Annotated in this window: 13 protein-coding genes; 11 read left to right on the top strand and 2 right to left on the bottom strand. The window is 41.5% G+C overall.

What is annotated here, in order from left to right:
- Positions 1–4 precede the first annotated feature (4 nt).
- From uvrA to whiA, 6 genes are all read left to right on the top strand, one after another.
- Positions 5–2,821, top strand: a complete 2,817-nt coding sequence (uvrA, locus tag EG2_RS02630) for an excinuclease ABC subunit UvrA (RefSeq protein WP_060813337.1) — start codon at positions 5–7, stop codon at positions 2,819–2,821.
- A 299-nt stretch (positions 2,822–3,120) separates the two neighbouring features.
- The gene (locus EG2_RS02625) at positions 3,121–4,374 is read left to right on the top strand and encodes a carboxylate--amine ligase (RefSeq protein WP_060813336.1); all 1,254 of its coding nucleotides are present in this window, start codon (positions 3,121–3,123) and stop codon (positions 4,372–4,374) included.
- Positions 4,375–4,377: 3 nt separating this feature from the next.
- Positions 4,378–5,082 (top strand): amino acid racemase, encoded by a 705-nt coding sequence (locus EG2_RS02620; RefSeq protein WP_060813335.1) that lies wholly within the window; start codon positions 4,378–4,380, stop codon positions 5,080–5,082.
- A 113-nt stretch (positions 5,083–5,195) separates the two neighbouring features.
- Positions 5,196–6,086 (top strand): RNase adapter RapZ, encoded by an 891-nt coding sequence (rapZ, locus tag EG2_RS02615; protein ID WP_003126416.1) that lies wholly within the window; start codon positions 5,196–5,198, stop codon positions 6,084–6,086.
- The gene (locus EG2_RS02610) at positions 6,083–7,084 is read left to right on the top strand and encodes a gluconeogenesis factor YvcK family protein (protein WP_005471344.1); all 1,002 of its coding nucleotides are present in this window, start codon (positions 6,083–6,085) and stop codon (positions 7,082–7,084) included. The genes rapZ and EG2_RS02610 overlap by 4 nt, the downstream gene beginning before the upstream one ends.
- 15 nt (positions 7,085–7,099) lie before the next feature.
- Entirely contained in the window at positions 7,100–8,035 is a 936-nt protein-coding gene (gene whiA / locus EG2_RS02605; protein WP_060813334.1) for a DNA-binding protein WhiA, read from the top strand.
- 156 nt (positions 8,036–8,191) lie between these two features.
- On the opposite strand, the gene EG2_RS02600 is transcribed toward whiA, so the two are convergent.
- Positions 8,192–8,707 carry a DsbA family protein gene (locus EG2_RS02600; RefSeq protein WP_060813333.1) on the bottom strand — a complete coding sequence of 172 codons (516 nt, stop codon included), beginning with the start codon at positions 8,705–8,707 and terminating at the stop codon, positions 8,192–8,194.
- Positions 8,708–8,933: 226 nt separating this feature from the next.
- On the opposite strand from EG2_RS02600, the gene nifJ reads away from it, so the two are divergent.
- The 5 genes from nifJ to EG2_RS02575 all read left to right on the top strand — a co-directional run bounded on the left by nifJ (position 8,934) and on the right by EG2_RS02575 (position 16,669).
- Entirely contained in the window at positions 8,934–12,629 is a 3,696-nt protein-coding gene (gene nifJ / locus EG2_RS02595) for a pyruvate:ferredoxin (flavodoxin) oxidoreductase (RefSeq protein ID WP_060813332.1), read from the top strand.
- A gap of 213 nt (positions 12,630–12,842) precedes the next feature.
- Positions 12,843–13,724: a diadenylate cyclase CdaA gene (gene cdaA, locus EG2_RS02590; RefSeq protein WP_060813331.1), complete on the top strand. Its 882-nt coding sequence runs from the start codon at positions 12,843–12,845 to the stop codon at positions 13,722–13,724.
- The gene (locus EG2_RS02585; protein ID WP_060813330.1) at positions 13,721–14,812 is read left to right on the top strand and encodes a CdaR family protein; all 1,092 of its coding nucleotides are present in this window, start codon (positions 13,721–13,723) and stop codon (positions 14,810–14,812) included. The genes cdaA and EG2_RS02585 overlap by 4 nt, the downstream gene beginning before the upstream one ends.
- Positions 14,813–14,828: 16 nt before the next feature.
- Complete coding sequence (gene glmM / locus EG2_RS02580) at positions 14,829–16,184, top strand: phosphoglucosamine mutase (protein WP_003126423.1); 1,356 nt, start codon at positions 14,829–14,831, stop codon at positions 16,182–16,184.
- A gap of 173 nt (positions 16,185–16,357) precedes the next feature.
- The gene (locus EG2_RS02575) at positions 16,358–16,669 is read left to right on the top strand and encodes a DUF3784 domain-containing protein (RefSeq protein ID WP_060813329.1); all 312 of its coding nucleotides are present in this window, start codon (positions 16,358–16,360) and stop codon (positions 16,667–16,669) included.
- Positions 16,670–16,916: 247 nt separating this feature from the next.
- Here EG2_RS02575 and glmS read toward each other — a convergent pair whose 3' ends face one another.
- Positions 16,917–18,719 carry a glutamine--fructose-6-phosphate transaminase (isomerizing) gene (glmS, locus tag EG2_RS02570; RefSeq protein WP_060813328.1) on the bottom strand — a complete coding sequence of 601 codons (1,803 nt, stop codon included), beginning with the start codon at positions 18,717–18,719 and terminating at the stop codon, positions 16,917–16,919.
- Between the last annotated feature and the right edge of the window lie 419 nt (positions 18,720–19,138).

The raw sequence follows: 19,138 nt of genomic DNA, 5'->3' as shown, positions 1-19,138 counted from the left end.
GAGAATGGCAAATGATAAAATCGTAATCCATGGCGCTCGCGCACACAATTTAAAGAACATTGATGTGACGATTCCTAGAGATAAACTGGTTGTTGTGACCGGTTTATCTGGTTCAGGAAAGAGCTCCTTGGCGTTTGATACCCTTTATGCAGAAGGACAGCGGCGGTATGTGGAAAGCTTGTCTGCATATGCACGACAATTTCTAGGACAAATGGACAAGCCAGATGTGGATAGTATCGATGGACTGAGTCCAGCGATCTCCATTGATCAGAAAACGACGAGTAAGAATCCTCGCTCAACGGTCGGTACGGTGACTGAGATCAATGACTACTTGCGTCTGTTGTATGCCCGTATTGGACACCCTATCTGCCCGAATGATCATATTGAGATCACTAGTCAATCAGTGGAACAAATGGTCGACGAAGTGCTGGCATTGCCAGATCGGACAAAGATCCAGTTGTTGGCGCCGATCGTTTATCAAAAGAAAGGGCAGCACAAAAAAGTTTTCGAAATGATTCAACGAGAAGGGTATGTGAGGATTCGAGTAGACGGTGAAATCTATGATGTTTCTGAAGCACCTGAACTGGAAAAAAATAAAAAACACGACATCGCCATCGTGATTGACCGGATCGTTGTGAAAGAGGGGATTCGTTCACGATTGTTTGATTCTTTTGAAGCCGCATTGCGTTTGGCAGATGGCTATGCTGTAGTAGATGTGATTGGTCAAGAAGAAATGTTGTTTAGTGAACATTATTCTTGTCCTTATTGCGGATTCACAGTAGGCGAGTTAGAACCACGTTTGTTTTCTTTCAATGCACCTTTTGGGGCTTGTCCGGATTGTGATGGATTAGGGGTAAAATTAGAAGTTGATACTGATCTAGTGATTCCTGATACTAGCAAAACGTTGCGTGAAGGTGCGATCGTTCCTTGGAATCCCATCAGTTCACAATATTATCCACAAATGCTGGAACAAGCTTGCTTGGAATTCAATATTGACATGGACACGCCTTTTGAAGATTTGCCAGAAGAACACCAAGCAATTATTTTGAATGGTTCCAATGGCGAAATGTTCCATTTTCATTATGAAAATGATTTTGGCGGTGTACGGGACGTTGAAGTACCCTTTGAAGGAATTCTTCCTAATATCAAACGTCGCTATCATGAAACCAATAGTGATTTCACCCGGGAACAAATGCGTCTGTACATGACAGAATTGACCTGTAAAACCTGTCATGGCTACCGGCTAAACCCGCAAGCATTATCCGTCAAAGTGAATGGCAAGCATATTGGTGAACTTAGTGAGATGGCAATCAATCATGCGTTATCATTTGTCGAAAAACTAACTCTTTCCGAACAAGAAAAGATGATTGCAAAACCGATCGTCAAAGAAGTCGATGACCGGTTAAGTTTTTTGCGCAATGTGGGATTGGATTACTTGACCTTAAGCCGTGCGTCTGGCACTTTGTCTGGGGGCGAAGCTCAACGTATTCGCTTAGCGACACAAATTGGTTCCAATCTTTCTGGTGTGCTTTATATCTTGGATGAACCTTCGATCGGTCTCCATCAGAGAGACAATGACCGCTTATTGGATTCATTGCGTAAAATGAGAGATCTTGGCAATACATTGATTGTGGTCGAACATGATGAAGACACCATGCGTTCTGCCGATTATTTGATTGATGTGGGTCCGGGAGCTGGCCATGCTGGCGGTGAGATTGTTGCAGCAGGGACCCCAGAGGAAGTTGCGGCTAATGAACATTCGCTGACTGGACAATATCTTTCAGGAAAACGGGAGATTCCAACGCCGGCAGAACGTCGAGCGGGAAATGGACAGTCCATTCGCTTGACTGGAGCAGCTGAGAACAACTTGAAAAATGTCAGCGTTGATTTCCCTCTTGGAAAGTTTATTGCTGTGACTGGGGTATCTGGTTCGGGAAAATCAACATTGGTGAATGAAATTTTGAAAAAAGCTTTAGCACAAAAAATCAACCGCAATTCGAACAAACCGGGAAAATATAAGAAACTAACCGGATATGAAGCAATCGAAAAGCTAATCGACATTGACCAAAGTCCCATCGGGCGAACCCCTCGAAGTAATCCGGCAACTTATACAAGTGTTTTTGACGACATTCGTGACTTGTTTGCAAAAACCAATGAAGCAAAAGTGCGTGGTTATAAAAAAGGACGCTTTAGTTTTAATGTCCGCGGCGGACGTTGTGAGGCATGTAAAGGGGATGGAATCATTAAGATCGAGATGCATTTCTTGCCCGATGTGTATGTTCCTTGTGAAGTTTGTCATGGCAAACGATACAATTCAGAAACCCTCGAAGTGCATTACAAAGGGAAGAATATAGCAGAGATCCTTGACATGACAGTCGAAGATGCTGTCGAATTCTTCAAACATATTCCTAAGATCCATCGAAAATTACAAACGATTGTTGATGTAGGTTTAGGGTATGTCACAATGGGGCAACCGGCAACTACTTTATCAGGTGGGGAAGCACAGCGAATGAAACTTGCCAGTGAACTCCACAAAAATTCTCACGGAAAAAGCTTCTATATACTAGATGAACCTACAACTGGTTTGCATACGGATGATATTGCTCGTTTATTGAAAGTCTTGGAGCGTTTTGTTGATGCAGGGAATACAGTTCTAGTGATCGAGCATAATCTTGATGTGATCAAATCAGCAGATCATGTGATTGATTTAGGTCCAGAAGGCGGCGAGGGCGGAGGAACGATCCTTGCAACTGGTACACCTGAAGAGATTGCAGCAGTTCCTGAAAGCTATACTGGAAAATACCTCAAGAAAGTCTTATGAGAGAGGTAGGATAAAGGCGGAGATAAAGGGGATTTTAGCAAAATTTAATATTTACTGTAATAATTCTGCAAATTCTCAAATAACTCTTGTAATGCACCGTTTATTTGTTAAAATAGCAATAGGTAAATGTCTATTCGTAACAGAATAAACGACCTATAAGTTCTATCCGTTCAAAGAAGAGGAAGGCAATCAGAGGTACATACTTTGATTGCTTTTTTCTTTATGGTATTATAGGTCTGTTGTAACAAAGTAAATAGGTAAAAATCTAAATTTATATATGCAAAAGAGAGAGTGGTTTTATGAATCCGGAAAAATTCGTTCCTATTTTGTTAGGAAGCGATATGAATGTCTATGGTATGGCAAGAGCCTTTCACGAAGCATATGGCATCCAGTCAATTGCTTATGCTGGGACACAGCTTGCCCCCACCCGCTATAGCAAAATCGTCAAGGTCAATCAAGTAGCAGGATTTGATCATGATCCTGGTTTTTTAGATACATTGATTGATTTGGCAAAAACCACTTATAACGATCCCTCTATGACTTATTTGTTGATTCCTTGCGGGGACGGTTATGCTGAATTGTTAGCAAAACATAAAGCAGATTTAGCGTCATATTACACATTTATTGCGAATGATTATTCTTTGTTGAAACGATTGATCAATAAAGTGAGTTTCTATGAAGTGTGTGAAGAGTTCGGCTTACCTTATCCAAAAACTTTTATTTTGACACCAGATCTATTAGAGGATGGCCGCTTTACTCAAGAACTGCCATTTGAGTTTCCCGTGGCATTGAAACCGGCAAATAGTGTCGCTTGGTTATCCGTTGATTTCGAGGGACGGAAAAAAGCATTTATTATTGAAGATCGTGCCGAGTTCGATAAGATTGTTGAGCGGATTTATCAAGCTGGCTATAATTACGAGATGATCGTGCAAGATTTTATTCCAGGGGATGACAGCAATATGCGTGTGCTGAATGCCTATGTTGACAAAGACCATAATGTACGAGTGATGGCATTGGGTCATCCACTTTTAGAAGATCCAACTCCTGGAGCAGTCGGCAATTACGTGGTTATTCTGCCGGATGAAAACCAACAAATCTATCAAATGATTTCGACGTTCTTAAAACAAATTCAATATGTTGGCTTTGCCAATTTTGATTTGAAATATGATAGCCGAGATGGGCAATACAAATTATTTGAAATCAATCTTCGTCAGGGGAGAAGTAGCTTTTTCATCACATTGAGTGGATTGAATCTTGCTAAATTTCTGACAGAGGACTTAGTATTTGATGTGCCTTTCCAAGAAACTGTTTATGGGAAAGCAGACGCTCCAACAGCGAAGCTTTGGTTGGGTGTACCGAAAAACATCTTTTTGGATTATGCCAATGAAAATGAAGAAAAAGAACGGGCTAAAAAACTGTTAGCCGAAAATCGCTGGGGGACTACCGTTTTTTATGACAAAGATCTCTCCATCAAACGTTGGATTCTACTAAAAAGAATGTTCTATCTTTACAACAAACGATTTAAACTGCATTTCCATTCGAAAGAAGGCTAGTCTATGGAAAACTTCTTCAGTATCTTAGGTGGAATGGGAACGATGGCGACTGAAAGTTTTGTACGAATCTTGAACCGTCGAACCGTTGCTCATAAAGACCAAGATTATTTGAACTATGTGTTATTCAATCATGCGACAGTGCCAGATCGCACTGCGTATATCTTGAACAACGATTTAGAAGATCCTGTTCCTTATTTGCTTGATGATATCGCTAAACAGAACTTATTACAGCCAAATTTTATTGTGCTGACATGTAATACTGCGCATTATTTCTTTGATCAGTTGCAAGAAGCCACACCGATTCCGCTGCTTCACATGCCGCGGGAAGCTGCTAAATCTTTGAAAAAAGAAGGTGTTACCGGGAAAGTGGCCTTTTTAGGAACAGAAGGTAGTATCAAGGCTGGGATTTATGAAGCTGAGTTACGTGCTTGTGGCTTTGATGTCTACTTGCCTGAGCCGCAATTACAACAAAAAGTAAATACATTGATTTATGATCGGATCAAAGAATCTGATACATTAGACCAAGATCTTTATTTTGAGATCTTAGAAGAAGTAACGCATAAAATTGGTTGTGAGAAAGCCGTTCTAGGCTGTACCGAACTTTCATTGATGGAAGAGTTCACGGAAAATAATCCTTATCCGGTAGTCGATGCGCAATCGATTTTAGTCGATCGAACAATTGAAAAAGCGTTAACTTATCGAAATTGAGCGAGGCATTGACATGGGAGTCAACTCTCATGTTGATGCTTTTTTTGTGCGGTAGTGTTTAAATGATACGCCCGGCATGATATACTGTTAATGAGTGAGGAAGGAGTTTTACGATGACAGAAGTAGATAATTTAGAACTAGTGATCATCACTGGTATGAGTGGAGCAGGAAAAACCGTTGCTATTCAAAGTTTTGAGGACATGGGCTATTTTTGTATTGACAACATGCCTCCCAGTTTAATTCCTAAATTCTGGGAATTGATCAAAGAGTCAGGGAAAGTGACCAAAATTGCATTGGTCGTCGATTTGCGTTCGCGTTCCTTTTTTGAAGAAATCCAAAGCATGCTGATCGATATCGAGAATACTCGATTCATCGATACGAAAATATTGTTCTTAGATGCTACAGACAATGAGTTGGTTTCTCGTTATAAAGAGACACGCAGAGCCCATCCCCTTGCGATGGACGGCTTAATAACGGAAGGGATCCGTAAAGAGCGCGCGATCCTGGAAGACTTGAAGACAAAAGCGAATATCGTGATTGACACGACAACTTTAACACCAAGACAGCTGCGAGAAAAGATTAATCAAGAATTTCGTTCTTCCCATGAACATGGATTTCGGGTGGAAGTTGTTTCTTTTGGCTTTAAATACGGATTGCCTATCGATGCGGATATCGTGATGGACGTGCGATTCTTACCAAACCCACATTATATTCCTGAATTGCGTCCGCTAACGGGAAAAGATGAAACCGTATATGACTATGTCATGTCTTTTCCAGAAACTGAAGAGTTTTATCAGCAATTTGAGACATTGCTTGAAACTATAATGCCTGGGTATATCAAAGAAGGAAAAAGCAGTTTGACGGTCGCAATTGGTTGTACGGGCGGACAACATCGTTCGGTCGCTTTATCTGAACGGATCAGCGCTGCTTTAGCAAAAAATTACAAAGTCAATGTGACCCATCGCGACAAAGACAAACGCAAAGAGACGGTGAATCGATCATGAAAATGAAAACCTATCGAATCCGTAAACCTAAGATCGTTGTCATTGGGGGCGGAACTGGCCTGCCGGTCATTTTAAAAAGTTTGCGGAATCAAGGTGTTGATATCACAGCAATTGTGACGGTCGCAGATGATGGCGGCAGCAGTGGTGAAATCCGCAACCTAGTTTCCTCTATTTCGCCTCCAGGTGATTTGCGCAATGTGTTGGCTGCTTTGTCAGATATGCCGCAACTCTATAATGATATTTTTCAGTATCGGTTCAAGAAAGAAGACAAATTTCTTGCAAACCATGCCTTAGGTAATTTGATCATTGCCGCCATTGCGGAAATGCGCAACAGTACCTATGAAGCAATCCAGATACTTTCAAAAATCATGCACATTGATGGCCATGTCTATCCCTCTTCTGACCAACCTTTGATTTTGCACGCTGTTTTTAAAGACGGGACAGAAGCAGTGGGAGAATCCAAAATTGCCTTGGATCGTAAAACCATCGATCACGTGTTTGTGCGGAATCAAGATGACGAAAATGAACCCAAAGCTGCCCGTAAAGTTGTGACGTCGATATTGGAAGCTGATATGATCGTATTGGGACCGGGGAGCTTGTTTACGAGTATCTTACCGAATTTGATGATCAGTGAGATCGGACAGGCGTTGCTAGAAACGGCAGCGGAGACTGTTTACATCTGCAATATCATGACACAAAAAGGGGAAACAGAACACTTTACTGATGCAGATCATGTTCGGGTTTTGCATCAACATTTAGGGAAGTCTTTTATTGATACCGTGTTAGTCAATACAGAGAAGGTCCCAGAAGGCTATATGGATCCAGAAATCTACGATGAATACCTTGTCCAAGTGAAACATGATTTCCAAGGACTGCGGAATGAAAGTTGTCGCGTGGTTTCAGCGGATTTCTTAGAGTTACGTGATGGCGGTGTCTTTCATGACGGTGATAAAGTAATCGATGAATTACTGCGGATCGTCTACGGTGCCAAAATCTAGAAAGGAGGCGACGCCATGTCCTTTGCAGCAGAAGTCAAAAAGGAACTGACATCACTAGAAGTACATCGGGAACATGCAAAAGCGGAATTAGCTGCTTTGATACGAATGAATGGATCGCTAAGTATTAATAACCAGCAGTTCGTTCTCAATGTGCAAACAGAAAATGCAGCCATTGCTCGGCGGATTTATTCCTTATTGAAAGATCACTACAATGTCCGAAGCGAGCTGTTGGTTCGCAGAAAAATGAAGTTGAAAAAGAACAATGTTTACATCGTTCGCTTAAAACAAGAGACCAAACGTGTATTGTTGGATTTGGATATTATGGATGGATTGATGTTTCATAGTCATGTATCGGATGAAATTATGGGGAATGCCCAAAAAATGCGTTCCTATTTACGGGGGGCGTTTATGGCATCAGGTTCAGTCAACAATCCAGAGACTAGTCGCTATCATTTGGAAATCTATTCGATCTATGAAGAGCACAATCAAGATATCTGCGATATGTTGAACTATTATGGATTGAATGCGCGATCCCTTGAACGGCGAAATGGCTTTATTTCTTATTTAAAGGGAGCAGAAAAAATTGCCGATTTTCTCACATTGATCGGCGCCACCAATTCGATGCTCAAGTTTGAAGATGTTCGGATTGTCCGCGATATGCGCAATTCAGTCAATCGTTTGGTGAACTGTGAAACAGCAAATATGAACAAGACCATCGATGCAGCTTCCAAACAGATTGACAATATTGAATTTATTCAACAACGGGTGGGACTGGGAGCTCTTCCAGAGAAGCTGCAGGAAATTGCAGAATTGCGATTGGAACATCCTGAAGTCAGCTTAAAGGAGTTAGGAGAGATGATTCCTTCTGGAGCGATCTCCAAATCAGGCATCAACCATCGAATCCGTAAAATCAATGAATTTGCGGATCGTTTACGAGATAAAGTCAGTTAAACTAACCTGTGCCACAGGTCATAACAAGACAACAGTTGAAGAGATAGAATGAAGTTAAAACGGCTAAGTGTCAAGTAGTTTTAGCTTCGTTGGACCGCTCGTGCGAGTCGAGAATCCTTCAAGAGTGAGTTGCTGTTAGAACTGTGGCACAGGTTTTTATTCGTTGATCAATTGTGTCAACTCATCCGCTGAGATTGATTCATCAAAAATGTGACTGCCTACGATAACGGTCGGCACAAATTGAATATTTGCTTTTCGGGCTTCTTCCACGATTTCACCAGCATACGTGGAATGGTTATGTTCGGTTAATCCTAGTTGGTTTTGCGCAAATTCTGCAACCCCCTCTAAAGTTAAATGTCCCCATTGATCTTGTGTTTGATAGATTTTGGTAATATCTGCGATCGTTTGAGCAGGATTATCCGTTGCTACAAACCGATGCATCACATTTCCCCGTTGAAGAGACTCTTTTTCTTTATCGAATAATTTGATCACTCGTTGAATTTTTCCCGCAGCAACAGCTTCGGTTAGGATCGGCAATGACTCTTCAAACCATTTGCGGCAATAAGGACAACGAAGGTTCATGAATTCAATGATCGGCTTAGCATTTTCATCACCAATCTTGATTCCAGTGGTCGTATTTGTTTCTTCAGCTTTGATAATTGAAATATCCATGTTTCATCCTCCTTTTTTTTTAAGTTTAACAGAATTTCAACAAGAAAGAAAAGGGAAACAACCAAATGAAATTTGTGAAAAAAACTTAGATTCGATAGAAACTGTATCGTTTGCTCTTTCACTAAATCGCTGCTATTTTGATTTGCAGTATTTATTCATGTAGATTTTTCAGCTATAATGGATTGTGTGAGAATGCTCAAAATGGAAGATAAAGGAAGTTAGAGAGATGCGCAAGAAAAAAACAATGGACGGAAATACAGCGGCAGCCTATATTTCTTATGCTTTTACAGAATTAGCCGCAATCTATCCTATTACCCCTAGTTCAACAATGGCGGAATTGGTAGATCAATGGTCTGCCAGCGGAAAGAAAAATATTTTTGGACAACCAGTTAAAGTGGTTGAAATGCAATCAGAAGCAGGAGCAGCTGGTGTAGTACATGGTTCATTAAAGACTGGGGCTTTAACGACGACTTATACAGCTTCGCAAGGATTGCTGTTGATGATTCCAAATATGTACAAAATCGCGGGAGAACGTTTGCCTGGCGTATTTCACGTTGCCAGCCGAGCAGTCACTACGAATGCATTGAATATTTTTGGTGACCATACAGACGTGATGGCGGCGCGCCAAACAGGCTTTGCGATGTTGGCGGAAAGCAGTGTTCAAGAAGTTATGGATCTTGCACCTGTGGCTCATTTAGCGGCGATTGAAAGTGGAATTCCCTTTCTGAATTTCTTTGATGGTTTTCGAACCAGCCATGAGATTCAGAAGATTGATGTACTTGAATACAGTGAATTGGCTCAATTGATCGATCAAGAAAAATTAGCAGCTTTTCGCGAAAAGGCAATGAATCCAAACCATCCAACGATTAGCGGAACGAATCAAAACCCTGATATTCATTTTCAACAGCGAGAAACGGTCAATGCCCATTACGATGCGTTACCGGCAACAGTTCGCAAATACATGAAAGCCATTAATGATTTGCGCGGAACCAACTATGATTTGGTCGATTATTATGGCTGTGCTGATGCGGAAGAAGTAATTGTAACAATGGGTTCTTCTGCTCAGACTGTACAACAGACGGTGGATCATTTGCTCAAACAAGGAAGAAAAGTCGGGGTCTTGACGATTCATTTGTATCGACCATTTCCATTAGAAGTCTTTTTGGAAAAACTTCCATCAACGGTCAAAGCAATTGCCGTTTTAGACCGTAGCAAGGAGCCGGGAGCAAACGGCGAGTCTCTGCTTTTAGATGTCCAAAGTGCCCTTTATGATGCAGCGATCCGGCCAGCTGTCATTGGTGGTCGCTATGGATTGGGTTCAAAAGATGTAACGCCAGATCAAATCGTTGCTGTATACGAAGAACTGACGAAACCAAAAAGCGAGCAAAAAAGACGGTTTACGATTGGGATCATGGATGATGTTACCCATCTCTCGTTGAACACGGAAGCTACTTTGGACTTGACCAATCCCAATACATTTCAGGCGAAATTTTGGGGATTTGGCTCCGATGGAACCGTGGGTGCCAATAAATCAGCGATCAAAATTATTGGCGATCACACAGATAAGTATGTTCAAGGGTATTTTTATTATGATTCCAAAAAATCAGGAGGATTAACAGTCTCCCATTTGCGTTTCGGAGACACACCGATCCGCTCGACTTATTTGATCGAGCATGCTGACTTTGTCGCATGCCATACCCCTGCGTATCTGCATACATATGATTTGCTGAAGGGGCTAAAAAAAGGCGGTACCTTCCTACTAAATACCACCTGGAATGAGCAACAAATTGCAACTAGTCTTCCCAAACACATCAAGCGTTACATTGCAGAAAATGACATCCGTTTTTATACCATCAATGCCATGCAATTAGCAATGGAGACTGGGCTGGGCAGACGCATCAACACGGCAATGGAAACTGCCTTTTTCTATTTGTCTGATATTATGCCTTTCGATGAGGTTCTGCCGATTTTAAAAGCGGAGGTATTAAAGAATTACGGACATAAGTCCATGGAAATTGTCGAAAAAAACTATTTAGCGATTGATCGGACCATTGAATTGCTTTGCGAGATTCAAGTGCCAGCTGAATGGGCCTTCATTGATGTACCTGAACGGAAATCAACTGCAACATCCCGTTATGTTCGGGAGATCGTTGAGCCAATCAATCGACAAGAAGGAAATCAATTGTCCGTGGGGACGCTCGTTCGGAATCAAATGACGGAAGGAGCGATGCCTCTAGGGACCACTGCAGTGGAAAAACGAGGGATTGCTTTAGAAGTACCAGAATGGTTATCCGACCGTTGTACGATGTGCAATGAATGTGCATTTGTTTGTCCACATGCAGCGATTCGACCTTTCTTAGTGGATGAAGATGAGCTGACAGAGGCACCAGAAGGGTTTATTGTTCGAGAAATGCGAGGAAAAGATGGTCAGAAGTATCGAATCCAAGTTTCAATCGAAGATTGTACTGGTTGCGGGCTTTGCGTTGAAGCGTGTCCCGCAAAGGACAAAGCTTTGGTCATGCGCTCCTATGAAAGCCAAAAAGAGCAAGCAATGAATTGGGCCTTTGCTATGACACTACGTCAGAAAGAGAACCCGGCAAAACCGGGGACCGTAATGGGCACCCAATTCAATAAACCGCTTCTAGAATTTTCAGGAGCCTGTGCAGGATGTGGCGAAACTCCGTATGTCAAACTGTTGACTCAAATGTTCGGGGACCGCATGATGATTGCAAATGCCACTGGCTGCTCATCGATTTGGGGCGGCGCTGCTCCGGTGTCTCCTTATACGACCAACGACCAAGGACAAGGACCGGCATGGTCCAATTCACTATTTGAAGACAATGCCGAATTTGGTTATGGGATGTTTCTAGCAAATCAAACACGAAGAGCAGCCTTAGCAGCAAAAATGCAGGCAGCCTTAGTCACTGTTCCGGTAGATCTACAAGTGATTATGCAAGACTGGATCGATCATCGGGAAGAAAGTGCAGGAAGCCAACAACGGGCGGCAAAATTACAGGCTGCTTTACAACAAGAAATTCATCAACAGCCAAGTTTGCAAGCAATTCTCGATGACAGCGACTTGTTTGTTAAGCCAAGTCAATGGATGATTGGCGGCGATGGTTGGGCTTACGATATTGGATTTGGCGGAATCGATCATGTCTTGGCCTCAGGCGCGGATGTAAATATTCTAGTTTTAGATAATGAAGTCTACTCAAATACTGGCGGGCAAGTCTCTAAAGCAACACCGACTTCAGCGATTGCTAAGTTTGCAGCTAGTGGGAAATATGTGTCGAAAAAAGATTTAGGGATGATGGCTATGACATATGGTCATGTATATGTGGCGCAAATTGCTTCCGGAGCCAATCAAATGCAGACGATCAAAGCTTTCGAAGAAGCGGAGAAATTCCCTGGACCATCTCTGATCATTGCTTATACACCATGTATCACCCATGGATTAGCAGGTGGCATGAGACAATCCATCAAAGAAGCAAAAGAAGCAGTCGCTTCCGGTTATTGGTCACTGTACCGCTACAACCCATTAATGGTTGATAAAGGCAAACCAGCGCTGACATTGGACTATAAAAAACCTGATTTTTCGTTGATGCCAACGTTTATGAAAACACAGGTTCGTTTTTCAGCCTTAGATGCAGCTAACCCAAGTGCCGCAAGTGCATTATTCACAAAAACAGTCTTTGATGCGAAAAACCGTTTCTATAATTATGCGCGTCTTGCTGGGCAAGAAGAAAAGATTCGAGCAAAATTAGAAAAAGAGCCATTGTCTGAAGCAGAACCTCAATTGGTGGAAAAACAAGGAGAATCTGTTAGAACTAAACAGCGTAGATCAGTCTCTGATCCTGAAGTCGAAGCAGCTCGCGCGGCAAGAAGAGTTGCCAGAGCAGAGCGGAGAAAAAAATCAGAATAGGCAAGTGTCACAGCTCTAGCCAGTATCTGGCAGAGCTGTTTTTTTGAAGCTCCATTACGTAAAGATCAACCGTGTTATCCAATAATCGAGAGTCCAGAAAAAAGTGAGAATTTTTTCTGGAAAAAATGAGATAAATTTGCTTTTTTCAACGTGTTAAAAGAAGTCCTATGTTATACTATTATTTGAAGTCTTAAGAATAAAGGAAGGCTGTTTATGTCGATGAATTTCAGTGATTTTTTTAATTTTGATTATTGGAGAGAACTTTTCTCATTTAATATATTTTCCCTTTCATTTTTAATCAATGTTTTGGATGTTTTAGTTGTCTGGTATGTGGTCTACAAATTGATTCAGTTAGTCAGAGGGACCAAGGCGATCCAGCTATTCAAAGGGGTCGGGCTATTTATCGTTTTACGTTTTTTAGCTGGTTTGATTGGCTTGAGAACTCTCTCGTGGCTGATGGATCAAGTAATCACCTATGGGGTGATCGCTGCTATCGTCATTTTTCAACCAGAAATCCGGAGAGGTTTGGAACATTTAGGTCGGAGTTCGCTGTTCAAGACCTCTAAGTCTGAAAAGCACGAAGACGAAGTGATGGTCCAATCTTTAGATAAAGCGATCCAGTATATGGCGAAACGCAAAATAGGTGCCTTGATTACAATTGAGCGAACTACCGGTTTGGAAGAGTATGTCGAAACTGGGATTGCATTGGATGCCGATATTACCGGAGAATTATTGATCAATATTTTTATTCCCAACACACCTTTGCACGACGGAGCGGTCATTATACGAGACGGCAAAATTGCGGTTTCGAGTGCGTATCTGCCCCTTTCAGAAAGCTTGTTGATTCCTAAAGAATTCGGGACTAGGCATCGGGCGGCAGTGGGTGTGTCAGAAGTCAGTGATGCTTTGACGATCGTTGTGTCGGAAGAAACTGGGGATGTCAGTATCACTATGAACAACCAATTGTTATCTGGGTTATCTCGAGAACAATACTTGGATATTTTGAATCGAGAGCTTGTGCCTGAAGAAAAAACAGCAAAACGTAATCTACTGCAATCTTTCCTTGACGGTGTGAACAAAGGGGGAAGAAAATGATTAAGAAAGAACGCCAACGAAATATTTTTTATGGTATACTAGCGCTGTTCTTTAGTTTGGTGTTGTTTTTTATTGCTAGTGGTTCCACACTGCAAGTCAATCTTTCCGGCTCTACTAGTGGTTATGAAGAACATCTTAGCAATGTTCCCATCCAAACGACGTATGATACAGATAGCTATTTTATCCAAGGGTATGAAACCACCGTGAATGTCACCTTGAAAAGTCGAAATCGTATCCAGTTGAATGCAGAAAAAAATGATGAGACGCGAAACTTTCGCGTGATGGCGGATCTCTCTGAATTAGGGGAAGGAACGCATGAAGTTCCTTTAGAAGTTCAGAATTTGAGTTCGGGTGTGACGGCTGAAATCGAGCCAAAGACCATCACAGTGACTATTGAAAAGAAAGTAACAAAAACATTTACTGTTGAACCAGTTATATCGGGCACAGATCTAAAAGAAGGATATTCTATCGCTTCTCTAGAGGCAGATCCTCAGAAAGTAGTGATCACAACGGGTGATCGCACTTTAAATGATATCGATCGTGTGGTGGCTGTCATTGATCCTAATGAGATCGGAACGACCTCTTCAACAGTCAAAGGAACGATACAAGCGTGGGATACCGCTAAAAATGCACTAGCAATTTTGCCAGATCCCGAAACAGTTAACGTGGCGGTAACATTAGAAGCCCCGACGAAACAAGTGGAATTATTCGTCACCCAGCAAGGAACAGTTCCTAACGGCATCTCCCATTTTATCTATAGAATGAGTGCAATCAGCGGAACGATTTCTGGTAGCCAGTCTATTTTAGATACATTAGATCAAATTGGCGTACCAATCGATATTTCAAGAATCACCTCAACTGTTGAGCGAACTGTTGAAGTGCCAGCACCAGATGGTGTGACGATTGATCCTAAAGTAGTGACGATCCAAGTGACACCTGTTTTCCAATCAACGGAAACGAATGGTCAAACTGGCAACGAGTCATCTGCCGAATCTCGATCAGATGAAACTAGTGGACCATCTAGTGAAGAAAACCGTGATTCAGAAAGCGAAACAACTGTTACAACTTCAGATGAGAGTAAAGAATAAGAGAGGGTAATACATTATGGGAAAATATTTTGGTACAGATGGTGTTCGTGGAGAAGCAAATAAGGAACTTACACCAGAATTAGCATTTAAACTTGGCCGCTATGGCGGATATGTATTGAGTCAACACGAAACAGACGATCGTCGACCTCGCGTCTTAGTTGGGCGAGACACTCGAATCTCTGGTCAGTTATTAGAAAATGCACTGATCGCTGGTTTGCTATCTGTGGGAATCGAAGTATTTCAACTAGGCGTCATCTCAACGCCAGGTGTGGCTTATCTGACACGTGTCCAAAAAGCTAGCGCTGGAGTAATGATCTCAGCATCACATAATCCAGCACAAGACAACGGAATTAAATTCTTCGGTAATGATGGCTTCAAATTGGTAGACGAACAAGAAGCGGAGATCGAAGCTTTATTAGATGCTGCAGAAGATACGTTACCACGGCCGTCAGCTGAAGGTTTAGGAACCGTTGATGAATTTCCAGAAGGTCTTTTGAAGTATTCTCAATTTCTCCGTCAAACGATCCCGGGTGATCTAGAGGGCATCACCGTCTGTGTAGATGCAGCCAATGGGGCGACTGCTACAAGTGTCAATCGGTTGTTTGCAGACTTAGAAACTGATTTTTATACCATGGGGACTTCGCCGAATGGTTTGAACATCAATGATGGAGTTGGTTCCACTCATCCTGAGAAATTAGCAGAGTTCGTTGTCGAAAAAGGGGCCGATGTTGGACTAGCCTTTGATGGAGACGGTGATCGGGTGATCGCTATTGATGAACAAGGTAATATTGTTGACGGCGATAAGATCATGTACATTTGTGCAAAATACTTAGCTGAACAAAAACGTTTGAAACAAGATACCATTGTTACAACTGTGATGAGCAATTTAGGGTTTCATAAAGCTGTTGAAGCCATTGGTTTGAAAGATGTGATTACTCAAGTGGGTGACCGCTACGTTGTAGAAGAAATGCGCAAAAATGACTACAACTTTGGCGGGGAACAGTCCGGACACATGATCTTCTTGGACTTCAATACGACAGGGGATGGAATGCTGTCTGGTATCCAGTTATTGAATATCATGAAGCAGACTGGAAAAAAACTTTCTGAGCTGGCAGGGGAAGTTACGATCTATCCGCAAAAATTAGTTAATATTCGTGTGACAGATAAAAACGGCGCGATGGATGTACCGGCAATCCGAAAAATCGTCGAAGAAACAGAAGCAGAAATGAATGGGGAAGGTAGAATCTTAGTACGTCCTTCTGGAACAGAACCATTATTGCGCGTGATGGCTGAGGCACCAACAACAGAAAAAGTAGATTACTATGTCGATAAAATCGCAGCTGTCGTACGGGAAGAAATCGGTGCGGAATAAATGAAATCAAAAACCAACGAAAACGACTTTCGTTGGTTTTTTTATGTTGTTAAAATATAATGATAATCCAAATAATGATTTTCATGTGGTATACTCACTGTATAAAGCGCAAGAAACCGATTGGTTGAATGGATCTAAACGTTAGACAGATGTGTAGAGAGGATGAATGTGTGATGGGAAATACAACAGGATGGGTAGTCGCAGGTTTGTTTTTTATTACAGGCATCCTATTTTTAAGCAGACATGGATGGCAATTGATTGCTGGATACAATATGGCTTCTGAAGAAAAAAAAGCACAGTATGATTTAGATCGTTTGTATGTAGCGAATGGCATCGGTATGTTGGTTCTGGGTGCTTTCATCCTGCTTTCATTACTTTTTAGTGATCGCTGGTCATTAATGGGGAATATTTTATTCGTTGCAACTATTTTACTGACGATAGTAGGGATAATCATCATAAATGGCACGTGGTGTGTAAAGAAATGATCCATTTTCCCTATGTTGATCAACAGAGGTGCACTGAATCTGGGATGAATGCTGCTTGCTGTTTTGTGCATTACTTAAAAGACTTTTAAAAAAATGTGGGACGAGAAAAGAAAGGATGATCAAAAAGGCAGTTCCAAGCAGTTTCATCTTGTTTAAAAAATTGCTTTTAATTGGTTGTACGAAAAAAACGAGCTGCGACAAGACAATTGTCACAGCTCGTTTTTCTGCCTAAAAACTTTTAAAAGTTTTATTCGACAGTCACTGATTTAGCTAAATTTCGAGGCTTATCCACGTCATACCCTCTTTGCAATGTTGCAAAGTAAGCCAACAGTTGCGCAGGAATCACGGCAACTAAACTAGTAACCAATGGATGGACAGAAGGCAAAACAATGTGATCCGTCGCTTTTGCTAGTTCTTGGCTGACGATGACTAAAGTATGGGCGCCGCGAGACTCAACTTCTTTCAAATTTCCTCTCGTATGGGAGCCGGTCACTTCTTCAGTGATGATTCCGATAACTGGGGTTCCTTCTTCGATCAGTGCGATGGTTCCATGTTTCAATTCTCCAGCTGCAAATCCTTCTGCTTGGACATAAGAAATTTCTTTCAGCTTTAATGCAGCTTCCATGGAAACATAATAGTCATTGCTTCGACCAATATAAAAAGCATTGCGGCTGACAGACAAATACTCTTCTGCTAATTGACTGATGACCGCTTTTTCGTCGACTAATGTTTCCATAGCAGAAGCAACGATACTTAATTCATGAAAAACATCGAAGTCCTGTGCCGCAGAAATACCTTTAGCGTCACCAATTGCTTTTGCTAATAAGGTTAACACAGCGATTTGAGCAGTGTAGGCCTTGGTAGAAGCTACGGCGATTTCAGGGCCGGCATGAAGTAACAACGTATGATCAGCCTCACGAGAAAGAGTCGAGCCCGCTACGTTTGTAATAGTCAGACTAGGCAAATTCATTTGATTGATTTTTACCAAGACTTGTCGGCTGTCGGCTGTTTCTCCACTTTGCGATAGAAAAATAAAGAAAGGTTTTGCAGACAGTAGAGGCATGTTATAGCCGAATTCACTTGATAAATGTACTTCAACAGGAATCTGTGTCAGAGATTCTAGAATCGCTTTTGCGGCCCAACCAGCGTGATTACTGGTTCCACAAGCAACGATGTAGATGCGGTCGCTTGCAATCATTTGATCCTTTAATGCGTCATCGATCGTCACTTCTCCTGTGCCTTGATACTCTTGAACAAGACGACGCATCACAGCTGGCTGCTCATCGATTTCTTTCAGCATATAGTAAGGATACGTTCCTTTTTCGATGTCTGTTAAATCAAGTTGTGCTTCATAAGACTCGCGATAAACAAGATTTCCTTTTAGATCTTCGATTTTAATCGTTTCTGCCGTCACAGTTACCATTTCACCGTCTTCAATTTCAACGAAATGGGTAGTCTGATCCAACATAGCCAATGCATCACTACAAATAACGTTAAACCCATCTCCAAGCCCAATCAATAACGGACTTTTATTTTTTGCTACATAGATGGTTTCAGGGTCATTTTTATCAACTAATGCAAAGGCATATGAACCACGAATTAATGAGAGCGCCTTTTTGAACGCTTCTTTGGTCGAACGGTCTTTTTTCAATACTTCGATCAAGTGGACGACAATCTCTGTATCTGTCTGTCCTTCGAAGTGATGATCACTTAAATAGTTTTGATGCAATTCTTCAAAATTCTCAATTACTCCGTTATGAACCAGTACTAATTCTTGGTTGGAAGAAGTATGAGGGTGGGCATTTTTTTCTGATGGTTTACCATGAGTTGCCCAGCGAGTGTGTCCGATACCGATCGTTCCTGTTACTTCTGGTGTGACTTTGTCTTCCAAGTTTTTGATACGTCCTTGTGCTTTGACTAAGTGGCCAGAAGTACGATCAGCAACATATAAACCTGCTGAGTCATACCCACGATATTCTAAACGTTCCAAACCATTCAAAATGACCTGTTCAGCATTTGATTTTCCTACAATTCCTACGATTCCACACATAATGACAAATCCTACTTTCCACTACTTATTTACGATTCATTATGTATTTCTACCTGCGTAGCAAGAGGTTTGTTTTCATCTCACGATGAGGTTTTGTTCTTGCTTATAGAGTGCAGTCCCTAGAGTTACCCGCCGAAAATTTCGATAAACTCTTTCCTCGTCATCTGTTGAACAGATCTGGCGCTATTCCTATTGGTCTATCTATCCTCCTGAAATTATTTTGTAGAAATACATGCATTATCATAATATTTATAAGGACGTTAGTCAAGAGAAAAAGCTAAAAAAAATAATTGGTATAGATGTTATTAGAGGCAATATTTGTTCTGTAATGGAGATTTAAAGAAGGAGAATTGCGGATGATCCAATTCGTAAAATTGGAATTGTCGTTTTTGACTATCCTTTTTTTTTTAATTTCGATA

Source organism: Enterococcus gallinarum NBRC 100675 (assembly GCF_001544275.1).
Classification (GTDB): Bacteria; Bacillota; Bacilli; order Lactobacillales; family Enterococcaceae; genus Enterococcus_D; species Enterococcus_D gallinarum.
Note: the sequence above shows the minus strand (reverse complement) of the source record. Positions and strands in the feature narration are given on the sequence as shown.